A 23,824-nucleotide genomic window follows, 5' to 3' on the forward strand; every position below is an offset into this window, starting at 1 on the left:
CCTCATGAGTCCACTAGTCACTACAAGAAGGGCACTGTCTACGCGCGCTGACACCCCTGACAGCGGGCTGGTCGGCAGTACCCCGAGTGTGCTCGTGAGTCGGCGCTCCCCATCGCGCATGACCCATTGACCCGAGCTCAACGGAGCCAACTATTGAGTACGCCCGACCTGTAAACCACACTTAAAGGGTCTCGTTTTGACAACATCGACCCGACGTGCTGGCCCGAAATCCGGACAAACGAGAACAGACAGACACGCCCGAAACGGACCGTTAACACATGTTCCGGAGAGCGCACACCGATATCCGGACGTTCCGGTCGAGCCCCGAGGTGTTTCCGGGACGTGAATCGCACGGACGAACGGCCCGGTCCTTCGCGCTTCCGCGAGGGTCCGGGCCGTCGTTCCGCGTACCTCTTCCGGTCCTGATGACGTACCCGCCCAGGACCGTACGGCGGGGGCCGGCCGGAGCCGGCCCCGAGCGCCCGCCGGGATACCTCCCGGACGCCCGCCGGGCCCGGCGGGATCCACGTCGTGGACGGGTCCGCCGGGCCCGGCCCGAGGGCGTCAGCCGTGCTTGGCGCGCGAGGCGGTACGGCCGCGCTGCTTCTGGTCCAGAACGACCTTGCGGATACGGACCGTCTCCGGGGTCACCTCGATGCACTCGTCGTCGCGGCAGAACTCCAGGGACTGCTCCAGCGACAGCTTCCGCGCCGGGACCACGTTCTCCGTGGTGTCCGCGGAGGCGGCGCGCATGTTGGTGAGCTTCTTCTCCTTGGTGATGTTGACGTCCATGTCGTCGGCGCGCGAGTTCTCGCCGACGATCATGCCCTCGTACACCTCGGTGCCGGCCTCGGTGAAGATGACACCGCGCTCCTGGAGGTTGACCATGGCGAACGGCGTCACCGAGCCCGAGCGGTCGGCCACGAGCGAGCCGTTGTGGCGGGTGCGCAGCTCGCCGAACCACGGCTCGTGGCCCTCGAAGATGGAGTGCGCGATGCCGGTGCCGCGGGTCTGCGTGAGGAACTCCGTACGGAAGCCGATGAGACCGCGCGACGGAACGATCCACTCCATGCGGATCCACCCCGAACCGTGGTTCGTCATCGTCTCCATACGGCCCTTGCGGGTCGCCATGAGCTGCGTGATGGCGCCGAGGTGCTCCTCCGGGGAGTCGATCGTCATGCGCTCGATCGGCTCGTGCGTCTTGCCGTCGACCTGCTTGGTGACGACCTCCGGCTTGCCGACGGTCAGCTCGAAGCCCTCACGGCGCATCTGCTCGACCAGGATGGCCAGCGCCAGCTCACCGCGGCCCTGCACCTCCCAGGCGTCGGGGCGCTCGGTGTCCAGGACGCGCAGCGAGACGTTACCGATCAGCTCGCGGTCGAGACGGTCCTTGACCTGGCGGGCGGTGACCTTGTGGCCCTTGCCGCCCTTGCCGACCAGCGGCGAGGTGTTCGTGCCGATGGTCATGGAGATCGCGGGCTCGTCGACCGTGATCAGCGGCAGCGCGATCGGGTTCTCGGGGTCGGCCAGGGTCTCGCCGATCATGATGTCCGGGATACCGGCGATGGCGCAGATGTCGCCGGGGCCGGCCTTCTCGGCGGGCTTGCGGGTCAGCGCCTCCGTCATCATCAGCTCGGTGATGCGGACGTTGGACATCGTGCCGTCACGCTTGATCCACGTGACGGTCTGGCCCTTCTTCAGCTCGCCCTGCTCGACCCGGCAGAGCGCGATACGGCCGAGGAAGTTGTCGGCGTCCAGGTTGGTGACGTGGGCCTGGAGCGGCGCGGCCTCGTCGTACTCGGGGGCCGGGACATGGGCCAGGATCGTGGAGAAGAACGGCTCCAGGTTCTCGCTGTCGGCCGGGACCGTACCGTCCTCGGGCTTGGTCAGCGAGGCGACGCCGTCACGGGCGCAGGCGTAGACGATCGGGAACTCGATCTGCTCCTCGGTCGCGTCCAGGTCCAGGAAGAGGTCGTACGTCTCGTCGACGACCTCGGCGATCCGGGAGTCGGGGCGGTCCGTCTTGTTGATGCAGAGGATGACGGGCATCTTCGCCTGGAGGGCCTTGCGGAGCACGAAGCGCGTCTGCGGAAGAGGGCCTTCCGACGCGTCGACGAGCAGCACCACGGCGTCGACCATCGACAGACCGCGCTCGACCTCGCCGCCGAAGTCGGCGTGGCCGGGGGTGTCGATGATGTTGATCGTGATGGGGTCGCCACCCGACTTCGGGTGGTACTTCACCGCCGTGTTCTTGGCGAGGATCGTGATGCCCTTCTCACGCTCCAGGTCGTTCGAGTCCATCATCCGGTCGTCGAGGTGCTCGGCGGCGTGCGCGGCGAAGGCGCCGGCCTGCTTCAGCATGGCGTCGACCAGAGTGGTCTTGCCATGGTCGACGTGGGCGACGATGGCGACGTTACGGATGTCGTGGCGCGTGGGCATGCTGGCTGGCGCTTCTCTCGATCGTGGGTGCGGCGTTTTTTCCTCGTACGCCCGCCGGGCGGACACGCCACGGCTCTTCCATCGTACGGGGCCACGGCGCATGGGGCTTCCCGGCCCGATCGGAGAGGGATGGATCACGGTGGTGCGGGGAGGGGCGCGGGGTGCGGGCGCCTGCTCGTGCGGGGGTGTGAACGGGAGGAACGGGGAGTGGAGCGGGGTGGAGACGCCCGGGTCGGGGACGGGAACGAGCTTGCCCGCCGGGGTGGCCGGCGGGCAAGTGAATTGATGGGTTCCTGAGCTTACGAAGCGGCGCTGACCTGGCGCTTCTCGGCCGTTTACGCGCCGCTTCCCGTTCTCCGCCCCGTCCCCTTCTTCTCCCGTTCCTCCGGCCGCCTCTTCGTGTCGGCTACTTCTTCTTGTGGGAGTTCGGGCCCGCGTCGCCCGGCTTCTCCCAGCCGATGTCCTCGTAGCGGGGGGCGGCGAACCCGAAGGCGCCCGCGTTCACGAGGCCCGGCTTGACCGCCACGAGCTGGGGGCGCTGGTAGAGGGGGATGGATCCGGCGGCGGCCCAGATCCGGGCGTCGGCCTGCCGGACGAGATCGCGGGAGGTCTTCTCGTCCAGCTCGGCGGCGGCCCGCTGGAAGAGCTGGTCGATGTGGTCGGTGCCGACCCGGGTGTAGTTCTGCTCCACCAGCAGCGATCCGTCGCTGGCGGGGACGGGCTTGGCGTAGATCGGCCGGCCGTCGGTGGCCGGGTAGGGGCTGGCGGGCCAGGAGTAGAGCGCCAGGTCGTAGTCGCCGGAGGCGATGTGGTCCTTGAAGTAGCTGTCGTCGGCGACCTTGGTGACCTCCGTGCTGATCCCGACGCGGTCGAGCATCCGCGAGATCCGCTCGCCGACGGCGCGCAGCGACTCGGTGCCCTCACCGGCGGGCAGGACGAAGCGGAGGGTGAGGGGCTTGCCCTCCTTGCCGAGCGGCCCGCCGACCGGGACGGGCGAGGCGGACGCGGAGCCCTTCGCCCCGGAGGGCGCGGGGGCCGCGGTACCGCCCGGGGCGTAGGCGCCCGCCATGCCGCCCGGCCGGTCCTGGCTGTCCTGGGCGGCCTTCACGGCCTGGCGCGCGGTGTCGGTGTCGTCGACCGCGGCGGCCTGGCGCAGCAGCGCGGTGGTCTGGAGGGCGGCGACCGTCGCGGGGGCGAGGATGTGGCCGGCGGACTCGGAGCGGGGCGCGGTGCGGCCCGGCTTGTCGTCGCCGACGATGTACAGGCCCTCGTCGGAGACGGCGTCGTCCGCCGCGTCCGCGTCCCGCTTCTTCGCGCTCGCGGCCCGGTCGGCCTCCTGGCCGTGCAGGCCGTGTTCGGCGCGCTTCTCGTCGGTCGTCGACTCGTCGGACTCGTCGGTGGTCCCGCCGTCCTCGCCGTTCTCCCCGGCGGCCTTCTTCCGCTCGCCGGCGCTCCCCGCCTTCGTACCGTCGTCCTTCTTCACCGCGCCGCCGGGCGTCCAGCCCGCGTCGGCCAGCAGTGCCAGCGCCTCGTGCGTGTCCTGCTTGCCGAGCGCCCGGCTGCTGTCGGCGTACGCCTGCTGTCCGGCCAGGGCGAGATGGCTGCCCGGCGGCTTGGCGGGCAGGTCGAGCGGTTTGAGTACGGTCTCGGCCAGCTCCTTGCGGTCGAGTGCGCGGGCGACGGCGCGCCGTACCCGTTCGTCGGCCAGCGGCCCGGACTCGCCGTTCAGGGCGAGCTGTGTGTAGGCGGGCTCCAGCGACTTGCGGACGAGGATCCCGCTCAGCCCGCTCTGCTCGGTCGCGTACTGCTGGACGGCCTCGGCGTTGGCCTTCCTGGCCTCCTGGGCCAGCTCCGCCTGCTCCTCGTCGGAGCCGTGGGCCAGCGCCCAGGAGCGGAGGGCGGAGGCCGGGGTGGTCTCGGAGCCGGGGCCGTGGGTGAGCGCCTGGCCGCCGGATCCCTTGTCCTTGACCGCCAGGGCGATACGTTTCGCCGCGCCGCTGTCGATCTCCGCGAGGTCGAGCTTCCCCGCGGCGAGTTCGGCGGCCCGCTTGGAGCGCGGTACGGCGCTCAGCACGAGGGAGCTGAGTTTGGCGGGCTGTCCCCACCAGCGCGGGTCGCGGACGAGCGTGACCTGCTTGCTCTTGCGGTCCACCTTCTTGAGGGTGAAGGGGCCGGCGGTCTTCTTCAGAGCGGTCCTGGCGCCGTCGTTGAACGCGTTGGGCTTCCCTGTCACCTCCTTGGGGTAGAGGGGGGTGAACAGGGACTTCCAGTCGGCGTAGGGCTTGTTGAAGGTGACGCGCACCTCCAGGTCGTTCGCCCCGCGCTCGATCTTCTCGATCCGCTCGTACCCCGCGTTGCGCGCCGTCCAGAACGCGGAGTCCTTGCCGCGCAGGGCGTGCCACTGCGCCACGAAGTCGGGTGCCCCGATCTCCCTGCCGTCGCTCCACACCGCCTGCTGGTTGAGCTTGTAGAGCACGACCTGCTTGGGCTCCCGCTCGACGATCTTGGCGGATTCCAGATAGTCGGGGTTGCGCTGCGGCCGGCCGGACTTGTCGATCCGGAAGAGCGAGGGGAGTACGGCGTCGGCGATCCGGCCGGTGGCGGCGTCCGCGTCGGCCTGGAAGGCGTTGAGGGTGGCGGGCATGGTGTCGATCGCCCAGCGTACGGAGCCGCCCTGTTTGACCCCGTCCCGGTGGGTGGCCGCGATGTCCGGGGCGGCGGCGGCCGCGGCCTCGCTCCCGTCCGTCTCCGAAGTGCATGCGGACAGGGTGGGCAGGGCGAGCACACCGGTGGTCAGAAGCGCGACGGAGCGGAGCGTTCGGGAGCATGTCCTCCCGCGTGGGGCGCCGACGTGGGACATGGCTTGTACCTCTTCGTCCTGTTTGTGGAATTTAGAGATGATCACACCTATTGCCCACCCACTGAAGGGGACAGGACAGGAGCGACGGCGCAGACACGGCGGCGCGCGCCGTGAATGCCACCCGCACGGCGCAACGCGCCCCGGCGCGCACCCGGGGCGGCCGTCCCGCGGGGCCCGGCCCGGCCCCGTTCCGAAAAGGCCAGCCGACGCCTTCACAACCGGGTGTGTGACGCGCGACACTCGCAGCCGCACACAGAGAGCGTCCGACGGGTCACCCGGCGGACCCCCGCATGCCACCGGCGATCGTGGAAGTGAGGGCAACTCATGTCCCTGCAAGACGAGATGGCAGCGGTCCTGCGCCGCCTCGCGGACCTGGAGTCCACCGTCGAGCGGCTGGAGGGCCTGCTGGCCCAGGCCCGCGAGAACGAGTTGAGGCCCGCGCGCGACCGGCCGGCCGACGATCTGGTCACCATCCCCGACACCCCGTACGACACCGCCCTGTGGACGGACTCGGACGACGAGGGCCTGGGCGTACGCGACCGGCGCGCCCCCTGAGGCCCCGCGCGGCCCGGCCGCCCCGCCGCCCCCGGCCCCGCCCTCGCCCCCGGCACGGCGCGGGCCCCGCGCCCGCCCCCGTCCCCCTCCCGGCCCCCGTACTGCGAGGAGAGCTCGTTGGCCACCGGTACTCAGCCCCCGGCCCCCGGCACCGAAGCGCCCCGCGGCGGACACGGTGTGCACGGCGCCTCGCGCGCCGCCATCGCGCCCCGCCATCTGCGGACCGACCGCTGGTGGCTCGCGCCCGCCGGGACCGCCGCCGGGCTCTTCGCCTTCATCGTCTACTCGACCTGGCGCGCCTTCGCGGGCAGCGACTACTACGCGGCGCCGTACGTCTCCCCGTTCTACTCCCCCTGCCTCGCCGAGAGCTGCGTCCCGATGCGGCACGGCCCCAACTGGGAGCTGTTCGGGAGCTGGTGGGGGCTCTCCCCCGCGCTGCTGATCCTGATCTTCCCGCTCGGCTTCCGGCTGACCTGCTACTACTACCGCAAGGCGTACTACCGGGGCTTCTGGGCCTCGCCGCCCGCCTGCGCCGTCGCCGAGCCGCACACCAAGTACACCGGCGAGACCCGTTTCCCGCTGATCCTCCAGAACCTGCACCGCTACTTCTTCTACGCGGCGGTACCGGTCGCCGGGATCCTCTCGTACGACACGGCCCTCACCTTCCGCGACGAGCACTACGCCTGGGGCCATATGGGCCTGGGCACGCTGCTCTTCCTCGTCAACATCGGGCTGATCTGGGCGTACACCCTCTCCTGCCACTCCTGCCGGCACATCGTCGGCGGACGGCTGCGGCACTTCTCGAAACATCCGGTGCGCTACCGGCTCTGGAGCTGGGCGGGAAAGCTGAACGCGCATCACATGAGGCTCGCCTGGGCCTCGTTGATCAGCGTCGCCCTCTGCGATTTCTACGTCTATCTGCTGGCCACAGGCGTCTTCGACGATCCGCGCCTCTTCTAGGGCGCCGGTCCCTCCGCCAGCCACACCGACAGCACTCCGAGGTGAGCCTTCACATATGACGCAACTGGAACGCCGGCCGTGGGACGTCGTGGTGGTGGGCGCGGGAGGGGCGGGGCTGCGCGCCGCCGTCGAGGCGCGCGAGCGCGGCGCCCGTACCGCCGTCATCTGCAAGTCCCTGTTCGGCAAGGCCCATACGGTGATGGCCGAGGGCGGGATCGCCGCCTCCATGGGCAACGTCAACGCGGGCGACAACTGGCAGGTGCACTTCCGTGACACCCTGCGCGGCGGGAAGTTCCTCAACCAGTGGCGGATGGCCGAACTGCACGCCCAGGAGGCCCCCGACCGGGTCTGGGAGCTGGAGACCTGGGGCGCGCTGTTCGACCGTACGCCCGACGGCAGGATCTCCCAGCGCAACTTCGGCGGCCACGAGTACCCCCGGCTCGCCCATGTCGGCGACCGTACCGGCCTCGAACTGATCCGCACCCTCCAGCAGAAGATCGTCTCGCTCCAGCAGGAGGACTTCCAGGAGTACGGGGACCACGAGGCGCGCCTGAAGGTCTACCAGGAGTGCACGGTCACCCGGATCCTGAAGGACGGCGGCGGGCGGGTCGCCGGGACGTTCTGCTACGCGCGGGAGTCCGGACGCTTCTTCGTGCTGGAGGCCCCGTCCGTCGTGCTCGCGACGGGCGGCATCGGCAAGTCCTTCAAGGTGACGTCGAACTCCTGGGAGTACACGGGCGACGGCCACGCGCTGGCGCTGCTCGCGGGCGCGCCCCTGCTGAACATGGAGTTCGTGCAGTTCCACCCGACGGGCATGGTCTGGCCGCCCTCCGTGAAGGGCATCCTCGTCACGGAGTCGGTGCGCGGCGACGGCGGGGTGCTGCGCAACTCCGAGGGCAGACGGTTCATGTTCGACTACGTGCCCGATGTCTTCAAGGAGAAGTACGCGGAGTCCGAGGAGGAGGGCGACCGCTGGTACGAGGACCCGGACCACAACCGGCGCCCGCCCGAACTGCTCCCCCGCGACGAGGTGGCCCGCGCCATCAACTCCGAGGTGAAGGCGGGCCGCGGCTCGCCGCACGGCGGGGTCTTCCTCGACGTCTCGACACGGATGCCCGCCGAGGTCGTACGGCGGCGGCTGCCGTCGATGTACCACCAGTTCAAGGAGCTGGCGGACGTCGACATCACGGCGGAGCCGATGGAGGTCGGCCCGACCTGCCACTACGTGATGGGCGGGATCGCCGTCGACTCGGAGACCGCCGCCGCCGCGGGGGTGCCGGGGCTGTACGCGGCGGGCGAGGTGGCCGGGGGCATGCACGGCTCCAACCGGCTCGGCGGGAACTCCCTCTCCGACCTGCTGGTCTTCGGCCGGCGGGCGGGCCTGTACGCGGCGGAGCACGCCGCCGGGTTCGCCGACGGGGCCGACGGCGCCGCGCGCCCGGTCCCGGACGAGGCGCAGATCGACGCGGCGGCGGCCGAGGCGCTGCGCCCGTTCGGCGCGGAGGGGCCGGCGGGCACCCGGGACGACGGCCCGGCCGAGAACCCGTACACCCTGCACCAGGAGCTCCAGCGGACGATGAACGACCTGGTCGGCATCATCCGGCGCGGGGCGGAGATGGCGCAGGCCCTGGAGAAACTGGCCGAGCTGCGCGCACGGGCCGCACGCGCCGCGGTCGAGGGGCACCGCCAGTTCAACCCGGGGTGGCACCTCGCCCTCGACCTGCGGAACATGCTGCTGGTCAGCGAGTGCGTGGCGCGGGCGGCCCTGGAGCGCACGGAGAGCCGGGGCGGCCATACGCGGGAGGACTGGCCGGGCATGGTGGCCGACTGGCGCCGGATCAATCTGTACTGCCGTCTCACGGAGGGGCGTATCGAACTGGGCCGCCGGACGACGGAGCCGATCAGGCCGGACCTGCTGGCCCTGTTCGACAAGGAAGAGCTGGTCAAGTACCTCTCCGAAGAGGAGCTTCACGAGTGAGCACAGAGACGGGCGCGGGGACGGGGACGGATGCGGGTGAGGGCTCGGGCGCGGGTGAGGGCACGGGCCCTGACGAGGGCACGGGCGCGGGCGCGGCTTCCTCCTCGTACGAGGCGCGGTTCAGGCTCTGGCGCGGCGACGCGGACGGCGGGGAGCTGAAGGACTTCACGGTCGAGGTCAACGAGGGCGAGGTCGTCCTCGACATCGTCCACCGGATCCAGGCGACCCAGGCCCCGGACCTCGCGGTCCGCTGGAACTGCAAGGCGGGCAAGTGCGGTTCGTGCAGCGCGGAGATCAACGGCAGGCCCCGGCTGATGTGCATGACCCGGATGTCGGTCTTCTCGCGCGAGGAGACCCTCACGGTCACACCGCTGCGCGCCTTCCCGGTCATCCGCGACCTGGTGACGGACGTGTCCTTCAACTACGCGAAGGCGCGGGAGGTCCCGGCGTTCGTACCGCCGCCGGGGGTGGCCGCGGGCGACTACCGGATGCAGCAGATCGATGTGGAGCGCTCGCAGGAGTTCCGCAAGTGCATCGAGTGCTTCCTGTGCCAGGACACCTGTCATGTGGTGCGGGACCACGAGGAGAACAAGACGGCCTTCGCCGGGCCGCGCTTCCTGATGCGCGTGGCCGAGCTGGACATGCATCCGCTGGACGCCGCCGGGGAGTCGGGGCTCGACCGCGGGAGGACGGCGCAGGACGAGCACGGGCTGGGGTACTGCAACATCACCAAGTGCTGTACGGAGGTGTGCCCGGAGAACATCCGCATCACGGACAACGCGCTGATCCCGCTCAAGGAGCGGGTGGCGGACCGGAAGTACGACCCGCTGGTGTGGCTGGGCAACAAGATCCGGCGCCGGGAAGCGTAGCGACGCCGGTCCCGGTCAGCCGAGCAGCTCGATGATCTCCTCGGTGGTGCCGGTCTCGCCGAGCGCCGGGAAGATCCGCTCGACGGAGTTGCGGTGGGTGGCCTCGTCCATGTCGGTGACCGCGTCCGTGGCGACCGTGACGTGGTAGCCGTGTTCGTGGGCGGCGCGGGCGGTGGACTCGACGCCCTTGCTGGTCGCGATGCCGGTCACCACGGTCTGGGTGATGCCCAGGCGGCGCAGGAGCAGGTCGAGGTCGGTGCCGTGGAAGGCACCCCAGACGCGCTTGACGACGACGAGGTCGCTCTCCTCGGCGCCCAGGCCGTCCGCCGGGTCGGCCCAGTCGGCGGCGGGCCGGCCACCGCCGCGCATCGGCCTCTCCGTACGGCCGGGCGCGGCGGCCACGGCGCGGACGAGGACGACGGGCAGGCCCTTGGCCCGGAAGGCGGCGGCGAGTTCGGCGGAGCGGGCGACGACGTCCTCGGCCGGGTGGACGGTGGGCAGGCCGACGATGCCCTTCTGGAGGTCGACGACGACCAGGGCGGTCTTCGGGTCCAGGGTGGTGGCGGTCATGCGGGTGACTCCTTGCGTGAGGGATGGGCGCGAGGGGTGGGGCGCGAGGGACTGCGAGGAGGACGCGCCGCGGCTCATCTCCCGCCGAGGCGGCGCATCAGCTCCGTGGCCTCGGCCAGCGCCCGGCGCTCGGCGGGATCGAGTTCGTCGGCGATCGCCCGGGAGAGCCAGTCCTGCTTGGCCGCGTACACCGTGGCGAGCGTCCTGCGGCCGGTCTCCGTCACGGAGACGACGGACTGACGGCCGTCGTCGGGGTCGGGGGTCCGCTCGATCAGGTGCTGCTCCTCCAGGGCGGCGAGGGTCTGCCGCATGGACTGCGGCCGTACGTACTCGGCGCGGGCCAGCGCTGCCGTGGTGGCCGGGCCCTCGCCGCTCAGGCGGGCCATGACCGAGCGCTGGGAGGGCGTGAGGTGGTCGTCGGGCGAGGTAGTACGGAGCCGGCGCATCAGCCGGCCGACGACGGAGGTCAGCTCGGCGGCGATCCGCTCGGGGCTCGGCTCCCCGCTCTCGTACGGCGGGGGCGGCGCGGGCGGTCCGCTCGGCTCGGGCATGGGGTCACCGTAGGCGAAGGACAGGCAGCCTTGCAAGCTTGCCTGTCTTCCTCTCGTTCCCGCCCGGACCCCCGGCCGCTCACGCGCTCACGCGCTCACGTACTCACGTACACACGTACTCAGGCGGTCAGGCGGTCAGGCGCTCAGGCGCTCCGCGAAGAAGCGCCGGCGCGCGGCGGCCAGCTCCTTCTCCTCCTGCTCGCCGCCCGCGTGCTCGAAGTGGCCCGCAGGCAGGACGTGCAGCTCACGCGGGCCCGCCAGCGCGTTGTAGACGGCGAACTGCCCCGGCGGCGGCACGGCCGGATCGAAGAGCGCCGGTGCCACCAGCACCGGCACCCGGGTCCGGCTCGCGGCCGTGGCGGCGTCGAAGTAGGGCAGGACCTCCGCGACCTCGGGGTGCTCGCGGTGGAGGCCCCGTACCGCCTCGCCGCTGCCCACGGAGGGGAGCGTGAGCCGGAGCGGCTGGTCACCGAAGGTCGGAACCGTGAGCTGGCCGCACGCGAACCGGTCGTCCCACGGCAGCGCCAGCGCGCCGAGACCGCCGCCGAGGCTCTCGCCCACGTAACCGAGGCGCGCGCCGGTCGCCCCGTCCTCCCCCGGTACGGCGTGCGCCAGCTCCGGCACCAGCTCCAGCAGCGCCGACGCCGCGCACCACAGGTCGGCCACGCAGTCGCCGATGACATACGTGTCGCGGGACTCGATGCCGTGCAGCACGTGCGGGTCCGCCTCGCCCGGGATGCCGGGGCGGCGGCTGCGCGCGCCCAGCCCCCGGACGCACGGCAGGAGCGCCGCCGAGCGCGGCAGCGGGAGCGGTACGGCGTCGCCGGTGTCCTGGCGTCCGCCGTAGCCGTGCCCGACGACGAAGCCGTGCTCCGCCGGACCCTCGGCGGGCAGCACCAGCCAGCCGCCGAGCCGCAGCCCGCCGACGGAGGTGAAGGAGACCCCGAAGGTCCTGAACCCCCCGCGCTCCTCCTCCTGCGGGCCGACGGCGGGCGCCGTCGCCACCCGGCGCGCCGTCTCGTACCGCGCCCGCCAAAAGGCGTCGAAGTCCGGCGGCGCGGGCGGCGCGGGGAGGGCGAGGAGCTGGTCGAGACTCCGGCCGTACGCCGGATCGAAGGGGAAGCCATGCTCGAACACGGACATGATCGCGACACTAGCGGACCGGCCGGTCACCGGGCAGGACGTGCGGGTACGGCGGCCGAGGGCCCCTTCGGCGGCCCCGTCGGGGGCCCTCGGCCACCCGGCCGCGAGCCCCCGGCGGTCCGGCCGCAGACCCGGCCGCCCCCGGTCGCGGACCCCTCCGCGGTCCGGCCGCAGACCCCTCCGCGGTCCGGTCGCGGGCCTTTCCCCACGGACATAACCTCCGAAATGTGACGCCCTTCGAGAGCCGCCCCCCGCCCCGTACCGCCGGCCGGCCGCTGCTGGCCCTGCTGGTCCTGGCGTGCTGGCTGCTGCTGCCCGGGGCAGGCGACGCCCGCGCCGAGGACCCGGCCCCGCTCTCCCGGCAGGGCCAGATCACCGACGGGGTGGGCGCGCTCGACGGCCACACCGCACAGGTCGCCGCCGCGCTCGACCGCCTCTACGACCGCCACCGCGTCCAGCTCTTCGTGACGTACGTACGGGACTTCTCCGGCCGGCCCGCCCAGAGCTGGGCCGATGCCACGGCCACCCGCAACGGCCTCGGCCAGGACGACGTCCTCCTCGCCGTCGCCACCCACGACCGGCAGTACGCCTACTCCGCCGGCCCCGGTTCCGGCCTCACCGGGGGGCAGCTCTCCGATGTCGCCAGGACCGCGATCGAGCCCGCGCTGCGGCAGAACGACTGGGCGGGCGCGGCGCTGGGCGCCGCCGAGGGGTACGGCGCCGTGCTGGAGGGCCGGCCCGTGCCCACCCCCGCCGTCACCCCCGGCGAGGCCGATCCGGGCGGCGCCGCCGCGGACGGGGGCGCCGCGACCAATCTGGTGCTGCCGTTCGTCGTGGTGGTCGGCGCGGGGGCGGTCGCCGCGTACGCCTTCGCCAAGCGCCGGCGGCGGGTCGGCACCCGTACGACGCCCGGTCACGGCCACGACGGCGGCCGGGCGGCGGGCGGCGGGGAGCGGCACCCGCCGGTGCCCCCGCTCCCCGAGCTGGACGCGGCGGCGAAGCGGCGGCTCGTCGAGACGGATGACGCCCTGCGCACCAGCGAGGAGGAACTCGGCTTCGCCAGGGCACAGTTCGGCGAGGAGGCAGCGGCGCCCTTCACCGACGCGGTGGCGTTCGCGAAGGGGGAGCTGACCGTGGCGTTCCGGCTGCGCCAGGAGCTGGACGACGCGTATCCGGAGGACGACACGGCCCGCCGCTCGATGCTCGACGAGATCGTCGCCCGCTGCGCGGAGGCCGACCGCAGGCTGGACGCGGAGTCCGCGGCGTTCGACCGGCTGCGGTCCCTGGAGCGGACCGCGCCGCAGGCGCTCGCCGCGGTCCGGGCCGCCTTCCGCGAGCTGGGCGAACGGGTGGGCACGGCGCGCACCACCCTCGCGGGGCTGCGCGAGCGGTACGCCGAGTCCGCGTCCGCGCCGGTCGCCGACTGCCCCGCCCAGGCGGAGGACCGGCTCGTCTTCGCGTCCGACTCCCTGGACACGGCGGGCGGTTTCGTGGAGTCGGGGGAGAACGGGCGGGCCGCCGTCCATGTACGGGCCGCCGAGGGCGCCGTCGGGCAGGCGGCGACGCTGGTCGACGCGGTCGAGCGGCGGGCGCGGGAGCTGGCGGAGGCGGCCGGGAAGCTGCCCGGCGCACTCACGGAGACGGAGACGGATCTCGCGGACGCCCGGGGGCTGCTGAGGGGCACCCCGGCCGATGTGCCGACCGCCGACCTCCAGGGCCGGATCGGCCGCGCCGAGGCGGTGACGGCGGAGGTGCGGCGCGCGGTCGCCGCGGGATCGTACGACCCGATCGACGCGCTGCGCCGGGTCGAGGAGGCGGACGCGGTGCTGGACGAGGCGCTGACCGGCGCGCGGGCGCGGGAGGAGGGCGACCTGCGGGCGGGCACGCTCCTCGACCAGGCGCTGCTGACGGCGCGTTCGGCGGTGGGCGCCGCCGCCGACTACGTCACCACGCACCGCGGGGCGGTCGGGAGCCAGGCGCGGACCCGGCTGGCGGAGGCGCAGCGGCGGCTGGAGTGGGCGCGGGCCCAGGCGGCGTCGGGCGGGATCCAGCCGGCGCTGGCGGAGGCGCAGCAGGCGGACGCGCTGGCCCGGCAGGCGCAGGAGCTGGCGGAGCGGGACGTGCTGTCGTACGGGAGCCACTACGGCGCGGGCGGGGTACGGGGCGCGGGCGGCGGGGTCGGCGGCGCCCTGCTCGGCGGCATCCTCCTGGGCGGTCTGCTCGGCGGCGGACGCGGGACGGGCGGGGGCGGATTCCGGGGCGGGTTCGGCGGGGGGTATCGCGGCGGCGGGCGCGGACCCGGCAGCTTCGGCGGCGGCGGTACGCGTGGCCGGATGGGCGGCGGCGGCCGGTTCTGAGCACGCCGGAGGAAGCTTCCCCACCAGGAACCACCAGGAGCCACAAGGAGTGGAGCGATGACGAAGCAGACCATCCTCGGGCGGGTCACCCAGCTCGCGAAGGCCAACATCAACGCCCTGCTGGACCAGGCGGAGGATCCGCGGAAGCTGCTGGACCAGCTCGTACGGGACTACACGGTCAACATCGCCGAGGCGGAGGAGGCGGTGGCGGGCACCATCGGCAATCTCCGACTGCTGGAACAGGACCACCTGGAGGACACGGAGGCGGCCCGGGAGTGGGGCGGGAAGGCGCTCGCGGCCAGCAGGAAGGCCGACGAGCTGCGCGCGGCGGGCCGGGGCGCGGAGGCGGACACCTTCGACCGGCTCGCCAGGGTGGCGCTGGGCCGCCAGCTCCAGTCGGAGAAGGAGGCACGGACCGCGGAGCCGACCATCGCCGCCCAGACGGAGGTCGTGGAGAAGCTGAAGGCGGGCCTGGAGAAGATGCGCGGCAAGCTGACCGAGCTGCGCGCGAAGCGGGACGAGCTGGTGGCGCGGGACGCGTCGGCGCGGGTGGAGAACCGGATGCTGGACGCGGTGAAGAACATCGACGTCCTCGACCCGACGAGCGAGCTGGGCCGGTTCGAGGACAAGGTACGGCGCGAGGAGGCGCGGGCGATGGGCAAGCGGGAGCTGGCCGACTCGTCGCTGGACGCACAGTTCGAGCAGTTGGACAGCGCGGGCGACAGCGCGGAGATCGAGGCGCGGCTGGCCGCGCTGAAGGCGGCGTGACGCGAAGCCGCGTGACGCAAGGCGGCGCGTGCGGCGGGGGCGCGCGGCGGCACGCACCGCGAAGGCGCGCGGCGGGCACCTGCGCGCCGCGTCCCCGCAGCCTCGCGGCCCTGCCGCCCTGCCGCATCGCGGCCTCGCCGCCCGCCCGCAGCCTCGGCCGCCTGCCTGCCCGCCGTACGCCTTCGGGCCTTCGGGCCTTCGGGCCCCCGGCAGCACGCGTACGCCCGCGCCCCTCGGAACATGCTCAGAACATGCTCAGAAGCTGCTCCACCGTCGGCTCCGCCGTCGAGTCCCCGTCCGGCAGGGCGAGTTCGAACCAGACCGTCTTGCCGCGCGGGGTACGGCGCGATCCCCACGCCGCGCTGAGCAGCCCGACCAGTTGCAGCCCCCGGCCGCCCTCGTCGGTGTCGCGGGCCCGTCGCCGCCTCGGCTGGACGAGGCCCGCGTCCCAGACCTCGCAGACGAGCGTACGGTCGCGCAGCAGCCGTAGCCTGATCTCGCCCTCGCCGTACCGCAGGGCGTTGGTGACCAGCTCGCTGACGAGCAGTTCGACCGTGTCCACCAGCGGTTCGAGGTCCCAGGCGACGAGCTGTGCGCGGGCCAGCTCCCGGGCGCGGCCCACCGAGCGCGGTTCGCGCGGCAGGCTCCAGTCGCCGACGGCCTCGGCGGGCAGTCCCTGGATCCGCGCCATCAGCAGGGCGATGTCGTCCTCGCCGTGCCGGGTGTCGAGCGTGGTGAGGACGTGGTCGCAGACGTCCTCCAGCGGGCGGGCCGCGTCGCCGAGGGCCGCGCGGAAGGCGCTCAGCCCCTCGTCGAGCGGCTGGTCCCGCGACTCGACGAGGCCGTCCGTGTAGAGGGCGAGCAGCGCCCCCTCGGCCAGGTCGACCTCCACCTGCTCGAAGGGCTCCCCGCCCACCCCGAGGGGCATGCCGGGCGGCACGTCGAGCATGAGCGCGGCCTCGTCCGGTTCGACGACGACGGGCGGCAGATGGCCGGCGTTGGCGAACGTGCACCGCCGGGTGACCGGGTCGTAGACGGCGTACACGCAGGTCGCCAGATACACCTCGGACAGCTCCGCGTCGCGGGACTTGTGGGCGACCCGCGACGCCTGCTGCGCGCCGCTGGGGGTGCCGAGACCGCGCGCGATCTCGTCGAGCGCGGAGAGCACCTCCGCGGGCTCCAGGTCGAGCAGGGCCAGGGTGCGTACGGCCGTACGGAGTTCGCCCATCGCGACCGCCGCGCGCAGGCCGCGCCCCATGACGTCGCCGACGACCAGCGCGGTGCGGTGGCCCGGGAGTTCGATGACGTCGAACCAGTCGCCGCCGACCTCGGTGGCGGTGTTGCCGGGCAGATAGCGGCAGGCGATGTCGAGCCCGGCGGCCTCCGGGTCCCCGGGCGGCAGCAGGCTGCGCTGGAGGATCAGCGCGCGCTCGTGCTCCCTGCGGTAGAGGCGGGCGTTGTCGATACAGACGGCGGCGCGCGCGGCCAGTTCGACGGCGAGCGCCCGGTCCTGGTCGCCGAAGGGTTCGCTGCCCTTCGTACGGGAGAACTGGGCGAGGCCGATGACCGTGTCGTGGGCGACCATCGGAACGGCCAGCGTGGACCGTACGAGACTGCCGGACTGGCCCGGAATGGACTGCACCCGGGCGGTGCGCAGGGCGCTCGCGCTCAGCGAGCTGAACGGGAAGCGGTGGACCGCGCCGACGTCCGGTGACACATAGCCGTCGCTGCCGCCCGGCGCGCCCAGCGGCCCGTCGGAGACGGCGCTGGCGAAGGCGACCCGGCGCAGCGTGGCGCTGCCGCCGCCGGACTCGGCCCCGGAGGAGCCCCAGCGCCCCGGCGGCGCCTCCTCGCCGGTGAGCAGGGACTGGTAGAGGTCGACGGCGGCGAGGTCGCAGAAGCCGGGGACGGCGACGCCGAGCAGTTCGCGCGCGGTGGTCTCCAGGTCGAGGGAGTTGCCGATGCGGGCGCTGGCCTCGTTGAGGAGGGCGAGGTCGCGCCGGGCGCTGGCGGCCTCCCTGGCGGCGTTGTGCCGGCGGGTGACGTCCGTGCCGACCCCGGCGACGCCGATGGTCCGCCCCGAACCGCTGTGCACCCGGTAGAGGTTGATCGACCAGTGCCGCCGCTCCTGGTCCTCGGGCGCGGTGCCGACGATCTGGAGGTCGCTGACGGTGTCTCCGGTCTCCAGCACCCGCTTGAGGGCCCCGGTCAGCCGGTCGGCCTCGGGGCGGGAGAGGTAGTCGTGGACCGTACGGCCCCGGTGTTCGCCGGCGGTGCCGCCGAAGACCGTCGCGAACCGCTGGTTGGCGCGACGCACCTTGAGGTCGGTGTCGAACAGCAGGAACCCGAAGGGAGATTGGCCGAAAATCGCCTGCGAAGAGGCCAGATCGGTTTCGATCCGCTGCAACGCGCGCACGTCCACGACGAGACAGAGCGCTCCTCTGTCGCCGTTCTCCGTCTCGCTCGGCATGACATAGATCTCGGCGAGCCCGTGCTCCGTACCCCGCTCGCCGGCCCGGAACGGGACCAGTCCGGTCCATTCCTTGCCGTCGAGGATCTCCTTGACCGTGCGGTGACCTTGCCGACGCAGCTCGGCCGGTACGAACACCTCGACCGGGTCCCTGCCCCTGACCTGGTGCGCGTCGAGGCCGAACAGCTCCGCGGCGCGCCCGCTCCACTGGTCGACCAGCCCGTCGGGGCCGATCGAGAAGGAAGCCACCTTGATGTAGTCATAGATCGAGCCGGGTGGATTGCTCTGCCATACGACGTCACCCGCCGTCCCAGATATCTCGCTCACGCGACCGTCCCCTCCAGCTCACGCACCGGACCGGCCATGCCCGCAGTATTCAGCACTACGGCCCCGGCCGGCACGCCGTTCACGATCACAGCACAGTCTCGCTCTTTTTGAGCCGAGTCCGTCGTGATCGTTCTCCCTTCACTCTTCTAACCAGGGAGGGGCAGCTCGAACCACACGGTCTTGCCAGTCTTCCCGCGCCGGGTCCCCCAGCGCCGGGCGGAACAGGCCACGAGCCGCAGTCCGCGGCCCCCTTCGTCCTCCGGACCTGCGAGACGTTCCGTCGGAGGATCGGGCAGCGGGTCGGAGACCTCCACCAGCAGAACGGCGTCGCCACCGGCCGTTCCCCCGGCGGCATCCACGCCCTCCGCCGCGAGGACATGGACGGCCAGCCGGACGCCGATCGGGCCGGAGGTGTAGCGCAGGGAGTTGGTCACCAGCTCGCTGACGAGCAGGACCGCCAGGTCCTGGAGGGCGAGAGGGGCGCCCCAGGAGCGGAGGGTGTCGTGCACGGCGTGACGTGCGGTGCGTACGGTGTCGGGTTCGGCAGGGAAGGTCCACTCGGCGCGGGCGCCATCCGCTGTGTCGATCAAGCCGACCACATCCCAGGACCGACGGCAGACCCTCACCGTACGAGAGGGGCAGTTCGACATATACCCGGAATTAAGGACAACTACCCTCGCGGGACCGTGAGCGCCGCCGGACGCGGGAGCCCGGACGGAAACGGAAGCGCGTACGGAAGCGCGGACGGGAACAGGAGCGGAAGCGCGTACGGGAGCCCGGACGGACGGGAACGGGAGCGCGCACGGACGGGAACGGACGCACGGACGGGGACGGCAGCAGCGCGGACGAACCCGGGGCGCGGAGTACCGGCACCGGCGTCACGGCAGGCGACGGGCCGCCTCGGCGACCGCCGGGCGGTCCTGGTCGAGCCAGTCCACCGTGTCGATCTCGTCCGGGCCGAGCCAGCGCAGCTCGTCGTGGTCCTCCAGCGGCAGGGGTTCGGGCTCCCCGGCGAGCAGCCGGGCCGTCCACACCTGGAGCACATAGCCCGGCTTGAGCGGCCACTCACCGGGGACCCGCTCCACGGGGCGCGTCTCCACGCCCAGTTCTTCCCGCAGCTCACGCACGAGGGCCTGTTCGGGACGCTCCCCCGGCTCCACCTTGCCGCCGGGCAGCTCCCAGCGGCCGGCCAGCTCGGGCGGCGCGCTGCGCCGGGCCGCCAGCAGCCTGCCGCGGTCGTACACGGCGCCCGCCACCACCACACGATCACTCATGCGCCGGAGCGTAACGCGCCGACGCGACGGGGCCGTGCGCCCCGGAGGCCCTGCCGAGGGGCCGCGCTACGGGGTGGTCTGACTGACGCGCTCCACCCAGTACATCTGCCGGTGTCCGCGCGTCCCGAGGTTGTCGGCCATCTTCTGGGCCTCGTCCTCCGTGGCGTACCTGCCGACGCGGTAGCGATTGCCGTTGTCGTCCTGCCGTATGACCAGCCATGGGAGCAGGGCTCCGTTGTCGTTCATCGAGCCCCTTCCACCGACGCCCCGCGTCTCTCCGAGGTTCTCCAGGAAACCGCATTCCGCATATGCCCGAGCGTACGCCTGACCTTTACTGAGCGAATATGGGTTTGCACAAAGAGGCACGCATCCGGCCAACAAACCGCCGGAAACCGAGGGCAGGGGGCGCACTCAGCCGAACGCGCCCCCTGCCAGGACCGGCCCCGTCTCCCACTCCCCGCCGGTGTCCGCGCGCCCCGCGGACCGCTCCGCCGCGCGGCCGACGCGGCCCCGGCCGCAGGAATCGGCCGTGGTCAGGCCGCTCGCGTCCGGCCCCGGGAGCCGCGGGAGCGGCGGGCGGACGAGCCGCCGAATCCGCCGGAGCGCGCTCCCCGTCACCACCGTGCGGGCGGGAACACCCGCCCTCCGGTCATTTGACCGAAAGGTGGTAGGCGATCCGGTAGCGGTCGGCGGGGACGACGACATCCGCCGTCTCCACCGCGCGCCCCGACGCGTAGTACGTCCGCTCCAGGACCATCACCACATGGCCGGGCACTCCGCCGAGCGTGATCAGCTCGTCCGCCAGCCCCGGGCGCGCGCCGACCTCCTCCAGGACGTTGTCCACGACGATGTCGATGGCCGCCATCCGCTCCACCACGCCGCAGCCGCCGAGCGGCCCCTCCTCGGGCAGCATCACCGGCGTACGCCCCGTCACCGCCAGGGGCTCCCAGGAGGTGGAGAGCATCATCGGATCGCCCGCCTCCCGGAAGACGTAGCGCGTGCGCATCACCCGGTCCCCGGGCTCGATGCCGAGCCGGGCGGCGATCTCCTGCGACGCCTCGCACTGCTCGCTCCTCGACTCCCACGTGCCCCGTACGCCCGCCTCCGCCTGCTCCTGGCGGAACGGGCTGGACCCCACCGGCGGCCGGTACCCGGACCGGGCGATACGGCGCGGCACGGGCCGCTCCCGTACGTACGTCCCGGACCCGGAGCGGCCCTCCACCAGGCCCTCGGCCATCAGCACCTTCCGCGCCTCCAGCGCGACCGTGTCGGAGACGCCGTACTCCTGGCGGATACGGGCCTGCGACGGGAGGCGGGTGTGCGGGGGCAGCGCGCCATTGACGATCTTCTCGCGCAGATCACTCGCCACGCGCAGATAAGCGGGCTGCTCACCGAAGGCCACGGGCCACTCCCATCAGGTTGACACACAGCAACAGATTGGCAACCGTCGGTTGTGGACCGCAAGCGTGGGCCACGGTTTCACTCGAAGTGATGATTCGCGTTTACGCTGCGGCTTCCCGGAGGAACCGCCCCACCGCCGCCCTCCTGCCGCGCGCGCCGTGCCGGGCCACCGGGCACGCCCTTCCTACGGTCGTACCCGTGATCTCCTCCCCCTGTCACTCCCCCCGCTCCTCCCCCCGCACCCGTCTCAGCGCACCGCTCGTCGCCGCCACCCTGCTGCTGGCCGTCCTGCCGGCTTCGTACGCGACCCCCGCCCCGGGCCCCCGCGCGGTCCCGGGGCCGGGGCCCGGGGCGGGCACCACACCGCCGGACCCGCCCTGCGGGCAGGAGACCGGGCCCGGCTGGTCCCCCACCGCCACCCGCTTCGACCCCGCCGACGGCTACCACGCGTACACCGGCAACGGTTATCTGGGCGCCCGCGTCCCGCCCACCGGCTCCGGGTACGACGAGCCGGGCGGCGCGACGGGATGGCCGCTGTACACGCCCCGCTACGACGGCGCGTTCGCCGCCGGGCTCTACGCCCACGAACCGGACGTCACCGCCGACCGCCAGGTGCTCGCCGCCCTGCCCACCTGGACGGCGCTCGACGTCCGCGTGGGCGACGAGACCTTCGGCCGCGGGAGCCGGATCTCCCACTACCGCCAGCGCCTGCTGCTGCGCTGCGGGGTCGTCGTCACCAGCCTGCGCTGGACCACCGCCGACGGCCGCGCCACCGATCTGACGTACGAGGTGCTCACCGACCGCTCCGACGCCCACACCGGCGCCGTACGGCTGCGGCTGACCCCGCGCTGGACCGGCGAGGCCACCGTCACCGGCGCGCTCGACTGGCGCGGGGCGCGGCGGCTGACCCGTACCGGAGGCGACGCGGAGGCCGACACCTTCCGCGCCAGGGGCACGGGCACCGACGGCGCGGTCGCCGTGGTGGCGCGGCCCGCGCTCCGGGGGCCCGTCGGTGTGCGGGCGGACCGTACGTACACCTTCGTCAAGTACGTCGGCGTCAACACGGCGCTGACCGCGCGCGATCCGCGCGCCGCCGCCGTCGCCGCCGCACGGCGGGCGGCCGGCCGCGGCTGGCCCGCGCTGTTCGCCCGCAACGCCGCCGCGTGGGCGCCCCTGTGGGCCGCCGACATCGACGTCCCCGGACAGCCGGACCTCGGGGCCTGGCTGCGCGCGGCCCGGTACGGGCTGCTGACCGCCGCCCGCGAGGGCTCGTCCGACAGCATCGCGCCGACCGGTACGACCAGCGACAACTACGCGGGCCTGATCTTCTGGGACGCGGAGATCTTCATGTTCCCGGCCCTGCTGGCCACCCGCCCGGAACTGGCACGCTCCGTCGTCGAGTACCGCTACCGCACCCGGGAAGCCGCCGCGGAGAACGCCGGAAAGCTCGGCTTCAAAGGGCTCTTCTACCCGTGGACCAGCGGCGGCTCGGGCCACCTCTGGACGGAGTGCCAGTCCTGGAACCCGCCGCACTGCGTCACCCAGAACCATCTCCAGAGCGATATCGCGCTCGCCGTCTGGCAGTACTACGAGGCGACCGGCGACCGCGACTGGCTGCGGGAGCGCGGCTGGCCGCTGCTGAAGGGCATCGCGGAGTTCTGGGCCTCCCGCGTCACGGCCGACGACGACGGCACCTACTCCGTCAAGGAGGTGGCGGGCCCCGACGAGTACAGCAACGGCGTCACGGACGGCGTCTTCACCAACGCGGGCGCCGCCACCGCGCTGCGCCGCGCCACCGAGGCCGCCGCGCTCGTCGGCGAGGAGCCGCCCGGCGTCTGGACCCGGATCGCGGACCGGATCCGTATCCCCTACGACCCCGAGCGCAGGATCTACCTCCAGTACGCCGGGTACGACGGCTCACGCATCAAACAGGCCGACACCGTCCTGCTCATCTACCCCCTGGAGTGGCCGATGCCCCCGGGCGCGGCGGCGGCCACGCTCGACTACTACGCGGAGCGCACCGATCCGGACGGGCCCGCCATGACGGACTCGGTCCACGCGATCGACGCGGCGGCCGTCGGCGAGCCGGGGTGCGCGACGTACACGTATCTCCAGCGGGCGATCCGCCCCTTCGTCCGGGGCCCGTTCGCGCTCTTCTCCGAGGCGCGCGGCGACAAGGCGGGCGCGGACGATCCCCTCGCCGGCTCGCCCGCGCAGGACTTCCTGACCGGCAAGGGCGGCTTCCTCCAGGTCTTCACGCACGGTCTGACGGGGCTCCGGCCGCGTACGGACGGCGTACGGCTCGACCCGATGCTGCCGCCGCAGCTCGCGCGGGGCGTGACGGTACGGGGGCTGCGCTGGCAGGGGCGTACGTACGACGTGGCGCTCGGCGCCCACGAGACGACGGTACGGCTGACGTCCGGCGCCCCGTTCACCGTGCACACCCCGGCGGGCGACCGCCTGCTCGACTCCACGCTCACGCTGCCCACGCGCCGCCCCGACCTCACGGCGACCCGGAACGCGGCCCGCTGCCGCCCGGCGAGCGCCACCTCGGAGCAGCCGGGCCTGTACGCGGAGGCGGCGGTGGACGGCAGCGTGGCCACCGCGTGGGTCCCCGAGGACACCACGGCGGCCCTCACGGTCGATCTGGGCCGCATGGAGCCGGTCTTCTCCGTCACCCCTCGGTGGACGCCGACGCGCCCCTCCGGGTTCACGGTCGAGACGTCCACGGACGCGGCCCACTGGCAGCCGCTGCGGCCGGGCGCCCCGGCACGTCACCTGAAGGTCACGGTGCACAAAGCGGCCGGTTCGGGCGCGGGCATCCGCGAACTCGACGTCGGCACGGAACGGGCGGACCGGACGGGGCGGGCGGCTGACGCCGCCCCCGGTCAGCGCGTCACCAGCCCTCCTGCGACGTGAACCGGGCGGTCCGTACGTCGAGCCACTCCATACCGGCCCACGCGGCGAGGGCGAGCACCACCACCATGAGGAGCGCGGCGGTCCCCTCCCTGACCCGTAGGACGCCGGTGACCAGCGCCCACACCGCGAGGGCGAGCGCGGGCATCCCGAAGAGCAGAAGGGGCAGTTCGACGTAGACGAGGCTGAGATCCCGCTCCCCCTCCAGCGCGCCCCGCACCCCGGGCCCCGCCCCGGCCGTCCACACGGCGGCCCCCAGCAGGAACCCGCCCACCACGGCCAGACAACCGGCCCACCCCCGGGTGACCGGCTTCTCTTCCCCGTACCTCTCACGCAACGTCATCACGGCGGGGGACGCGCGCCGGAGCGGCTCCGGTTCCCGCGAG

18 protein-coding genes are annotated in these 23,824 nt (G+C 73.1%); 7 read left to right on the top strand and 11 right to left on the bottom strand.

Features of this window, described 5'->3' with window-relative positions; genetic code table 11:
• Positions 1–564: 564 nt before the first annotated feature.
• Together typA and ACFXPK_RS00280 are read right to left on the bottom strand one after the other, a co-directional pair.
• Positions 565–2,439: a translational GTPase TypA gene (gene typA, locus ACFXPK_RS00275; RefSeq protein ID WP_385005474.1), complete on the bottom strand. Its 1,875-nt coding sequence runs from the start codon at positions 2,437–2,439 to the stop codon at positions 565–567.
• A 406-nt stretch (positions 2,440–2,845) separates the two neighbouring features.
• The gene (locus ACFXPK_RS00280; RefSeq protein ID WP_385005472.1) at positions 2,846–5,299 is read right to left on the bottom strand and encodes an ABC transporter substrate-binding protein; all 2,454 of its coding nucleotides are present in this window, start codon (positions 5,297–5,299) and stop codon (positions 2,846–2,848) included.
• A 324-nt stretch (positions 5,300–5,623) separates the two neighbouring features.
• Here ACFXPK_RS00280 and ACFXPK_RS00285 point away from each other — a divergent pair, with 324 nt between their 5' ends.
• The 4 genes from ACFXPK_RS00285 to ACFXPK_RS00300 all read left to right on the top strand — a co-directional run bounded on the left by ACFXPK_RS00285 (position 5,624) and on the right by ACFXPK_RS00300 (position 9,661).
• Complete coding sequence (locus ACFXPK_RS00285) at positions 5,624–5,854, top strand: hypothetical protein (protein WP_385005469.1); 231 nt, start codon at positions 5,624–5,626, stop codon at positions 5,852–5,854.
• Positions 5,855–5,971: 117 nt separating this feature from the next.
• Entirely contained in the window at positions 5,972–6,814 is an 843-nt protein-coding gene (locus ACFXPK_RS00290; RefSeq protein WP_385069910.1) for a hypothetical protein, read from the top strand.
• 55 nt (positions 6,815–6,869) lie between these two features.
• Positions 6,870–8,792, top strand: coding sequence for a fumarate reductase/succinate dehydrogenase flavoprotein subunit (locus ACFXPK_RS00295; protein ID WP_385005465.1), 1,923 nt, complete (start codon positions 6,870–6,872; stop codon positions 8,790–8,792).
• The gene (locus ACFXPK_RS00300) at positions 8,789–9,661 is read left to right on the top strand and encodes a succinate dehydrogenase/fumarate reductase iron-sulfur subunit (protein ID WP_385069913.1); all 873 of its coding nucleotides are present in this window, start codon (positions 8,789–8,791) and stop codon (positions 9,659–9,661) included. Before ACFXPK_RS00295 ends, ACFXPK_RS00300 begins: the two co-directional genes overlap by 4 nt.
• Before the next feature lie 15 nt (positions 9,662–9,676).
• On the opposite strand, the gene ACFXPK_RS00305 is transcribed toward ACFXPK_RS00300, so the two are convergent.
• The 3 genes from ACFXPK_RS00305 to ACFXPK_RS00315 form a co-directional block, all read right to left on the bottom strand.
• A complete protein-coding gene (locus tag ACFXPK_RS00305; RefSeq protein WP_385069915.1) occupies positions 9,677–10,231 on the bottom strand; it encodes an isochorismatase family protein in 555 nt (184 codons plus the stop codon).
• A 74-nt stretch (positions 10,232–10,305) separates the two neighbouring features.
• Complete coding sequence (locus ACFXPK_RS00310; protein ID WP_385069918.1) at positions 10,306–10,782, bottom strand: MarR family winged helix-turn-helix transcriptional regulator; 477 nt, start codon at positions 10,780–10,782, stop codon at positions 10,306–10,308.
• Between the two features lie 135 nt (positions 10,783–10,917).
• Positions 10,918–11,925: an acetylxylan esterase gene (locus tag ACFXPK_RS00315; RefSeq protein WP_385069921.1), complete on the bottom strand. Its 1,008-nt coding sequence runs from the start codon at positions 11,923–11,925 to the stop codon at positions 10,918–10,920.
• 227 nt (positions 11,926–12,152) lie between these two features.
• Between ACFXPK_RS00315 and ACFXPK_RS00320 the strand changes: the two genes are divergently transcribed.
• Together ACFXPK_RS00320 and ACFXPK_RS00325 are read left to right on the top strand one after the other, a co-directional pair.
• On the top strand, positions 12,153–14,282 hold the full coding sequence (locus ACFXPK_RS00320; RefSeq protein ID WP_385069924.1) for a TPM domain-containing protein: 2,130 nt from the start codon (positions 12,153–12,155) through the stop codon (positions 14,280–14,282).
• Positions 14,283–14,339: 57 nt separating this feature from the next.
• Positions 14,340–15,050 carry a PspA/IM30 family protein gene (locus ACFXPK_RS00325; RefSeq protein WP_385069927.1) on the top strand — a complete coding sequence of 237 codons (711 nt, stop codon included), beginning with the start codon at positions 14,340–14,342 and terminating at the stop codon, positions 15,048–15,050.
• Between the two features lie 244 nt (positions 15,051–15,294).
• Here ACFXPK_RS00325 and ACFXPK_RS00330 read toward each other — a convergent pair whose 3' ends face one another.
• The 5 genes from ACFXPK_RS00330 to ACFXPK_RS00350 form a co-directional block, all read right to left on the bottom strand.
• Positions 15,295–17,847 (bottom strand): SpoIIE family protein phosphatase, encoded by a 2,553-nt coding sequence (locus ACFXPK_RS00330; RefSeq protein WP_385069929.1) that lies wholly within the window; start codon positions 17,845–17,847, stop codon positions 15,295–15,297.
• Positions 17,848–17,993: 146 nt separating this feature from the next.
• On the bottom strand, positions 17,994–18,446 hold the full coding sequence (locus tag ACFXPK_RS00335) for an ATP-binding protein (RefSeq protein ID WP_385069932.1): 453 nt from the start codon (positions 18,444–18,446) through the stop codon (positions 17,994–17,996).
• Positions 18,447–18,725: 279 nt separating this feature from the next.
• Positions 18,726–19,121 (bottom strand): (deoxy)nucleoside triphosphate pyrophosphohydrolase, encoded by a 396-nt coding sequence (locus tag ACFXPK_RS00340; RefSeq protein ID WP_385003722.1) that lies wholly within the window; start codon positions 19,119–19,121, stop codon positions 18,726–18,728.
• A gap of 66 nt (positions 19,122–19,187) precedes the next feature.
• Positions 19,188–19,367: an SPOR domain-containing protein gene (locus tag ACFXPK_RS00345; protein ID WP_385069935.1), complete on the bottom strand. Its 180-nt coding sequence runs from the start codon at positions 19,365–19,367 to the stop codon at positions 19,188–19,190.
• Between the two features lie 403 nt (positions 19,368–19,770).
• Positions 19,771–20,523 carry a GntR family transcriptional regulator gene (locus ACFXPK_RS00350; protein ID WP_385003718.1) on the bottom strand — a complete coding sequence of 251 codons (753 nt, stop codon included), beginning with the start codon at positions 20,521–20,523 and terminating at the stop codon, positions 19,771–19,773.
• A gap of 197 nt (positions 20,524–20,720) precedes the next feature.
• Here ACFXPK_RS00350 and ACFXPK_RS00355 point away from each other — a divergent pair, with 197 nt between their 5' ends.
• Entirely contained in the window at positions 20,721–23,441 is a 2,721-nt protein-coding gene (locus ACFXPK_RS00355; protein WP_385069938.1) for a glycosyl hydrolase family 65 protein, read from the top strand.
• On the opposite strand, the gene ACFXPK_RS00360 is transcribed toward ACFXPK_RS00355, so the two are convergent.
• Positions 23,419–23,781: a hypothetical protein gene (locus tag ACFXPK_RS00360; protein ID WP_385069941.1), complete on the bottom strand. Its 363-nt coding sequence runs from the start codon at positions 23,779–23,781 to the stop codon at positions 23,419–23,421. The two genes, ACFXPK_RS00355 and ACFXPK_RS00360, sit on opposite strands and share 23 nt — an antisense overlap.
• Between the last annotated feature and the right edge of the window lie 43 nt (positions 23,782–23,824).

It is taken from the genome of Streptomyces sp. NPDC059142, from assembly GCF_042755665.1.
GTDB lineage: Bacteria > Actinomycetota > Actinomycetes > Streptomycetales > Streptomycetaceae > Streptomyces.

Coding starts and splice junctions, on each gene's coding strand:
- ACFXPK_RS00295 (WP_385005465.1), top strand. CDS start 6,870: ATGACGCAACTGGAACGCCGGCCGTGGGACGTCGTGGTGGTGGGCGCG.
- ACFXPK_RS00340 (WP_385003722.1), bottom strand. CDS start 19,121: ATGAGTGATCGTGTGGTGGTGGCGGGCGCCGTGTACGACCGCGGCAGG.
- typA (WP_385005474.1), bottom strand. CDS start 2,439: ATGCCCACGCGCCACGACATCCGTAACGTCGCCATCGTCGCCCACGTC.
- ACFXPK_RS00310 (WP_385069918.1), bottom strand. CDS start 10,782: ATGCCCGAGCCGAGCGGACCGCCCGCGCCGCCCCCGCCGTACGAGAGC.
- ACFXPK_RS00305 (WP_385069915.1), bottom strand. CDS start 10,231: ATGACCGCCACCACCCTGGACCCGAAGACCGCCCTGGTCGTCGTCGAC.
- ACFXPK_RS00360 (WP_385069941.1), bottom strand. CDS start 23,781: ATGACGTTGCGTGAGAGGTACGGGGAAGAGAAGCCGGTCACCCGGGGG.
- ACFXPK_RS00315 (WP_385069921.1), bottom strand. CDS start 11,925: ATGTCCGTGTTCGAGCATGGCTTCCCCTTCGATCCGGCGTACGGCCGG.
- ACFXPK_RS00285 (WP_385005469.1), top strand. CDS start 5,624: ATGTCCCTGCAAGACGAGATGGCAGCGGTCCTGCGCCGCCTCGCGGAC.
- ACFXPK_RS00345 (WP_385069935.1), bottom strand. CDS start 19,367: ATGAACGACAACGGAGCCCTGCTCCCATGGCTGGTCATACGGCAGGAC.
- ACFXPK_RS00325 (WP_385069927.1), top strand. CDS start 14,340: ATGACGAAGCAGACCATCCTCGGGCGGGTCACCCAGCTCGCGAAGGCC.
- ACFXPK_RS00280 (WP_385005472.1), bottom strand. CDS start 5,299: ATGTCCCACGTCGGCGCCCCACGCGGGAGGACATGCTCCCGAACGCTC.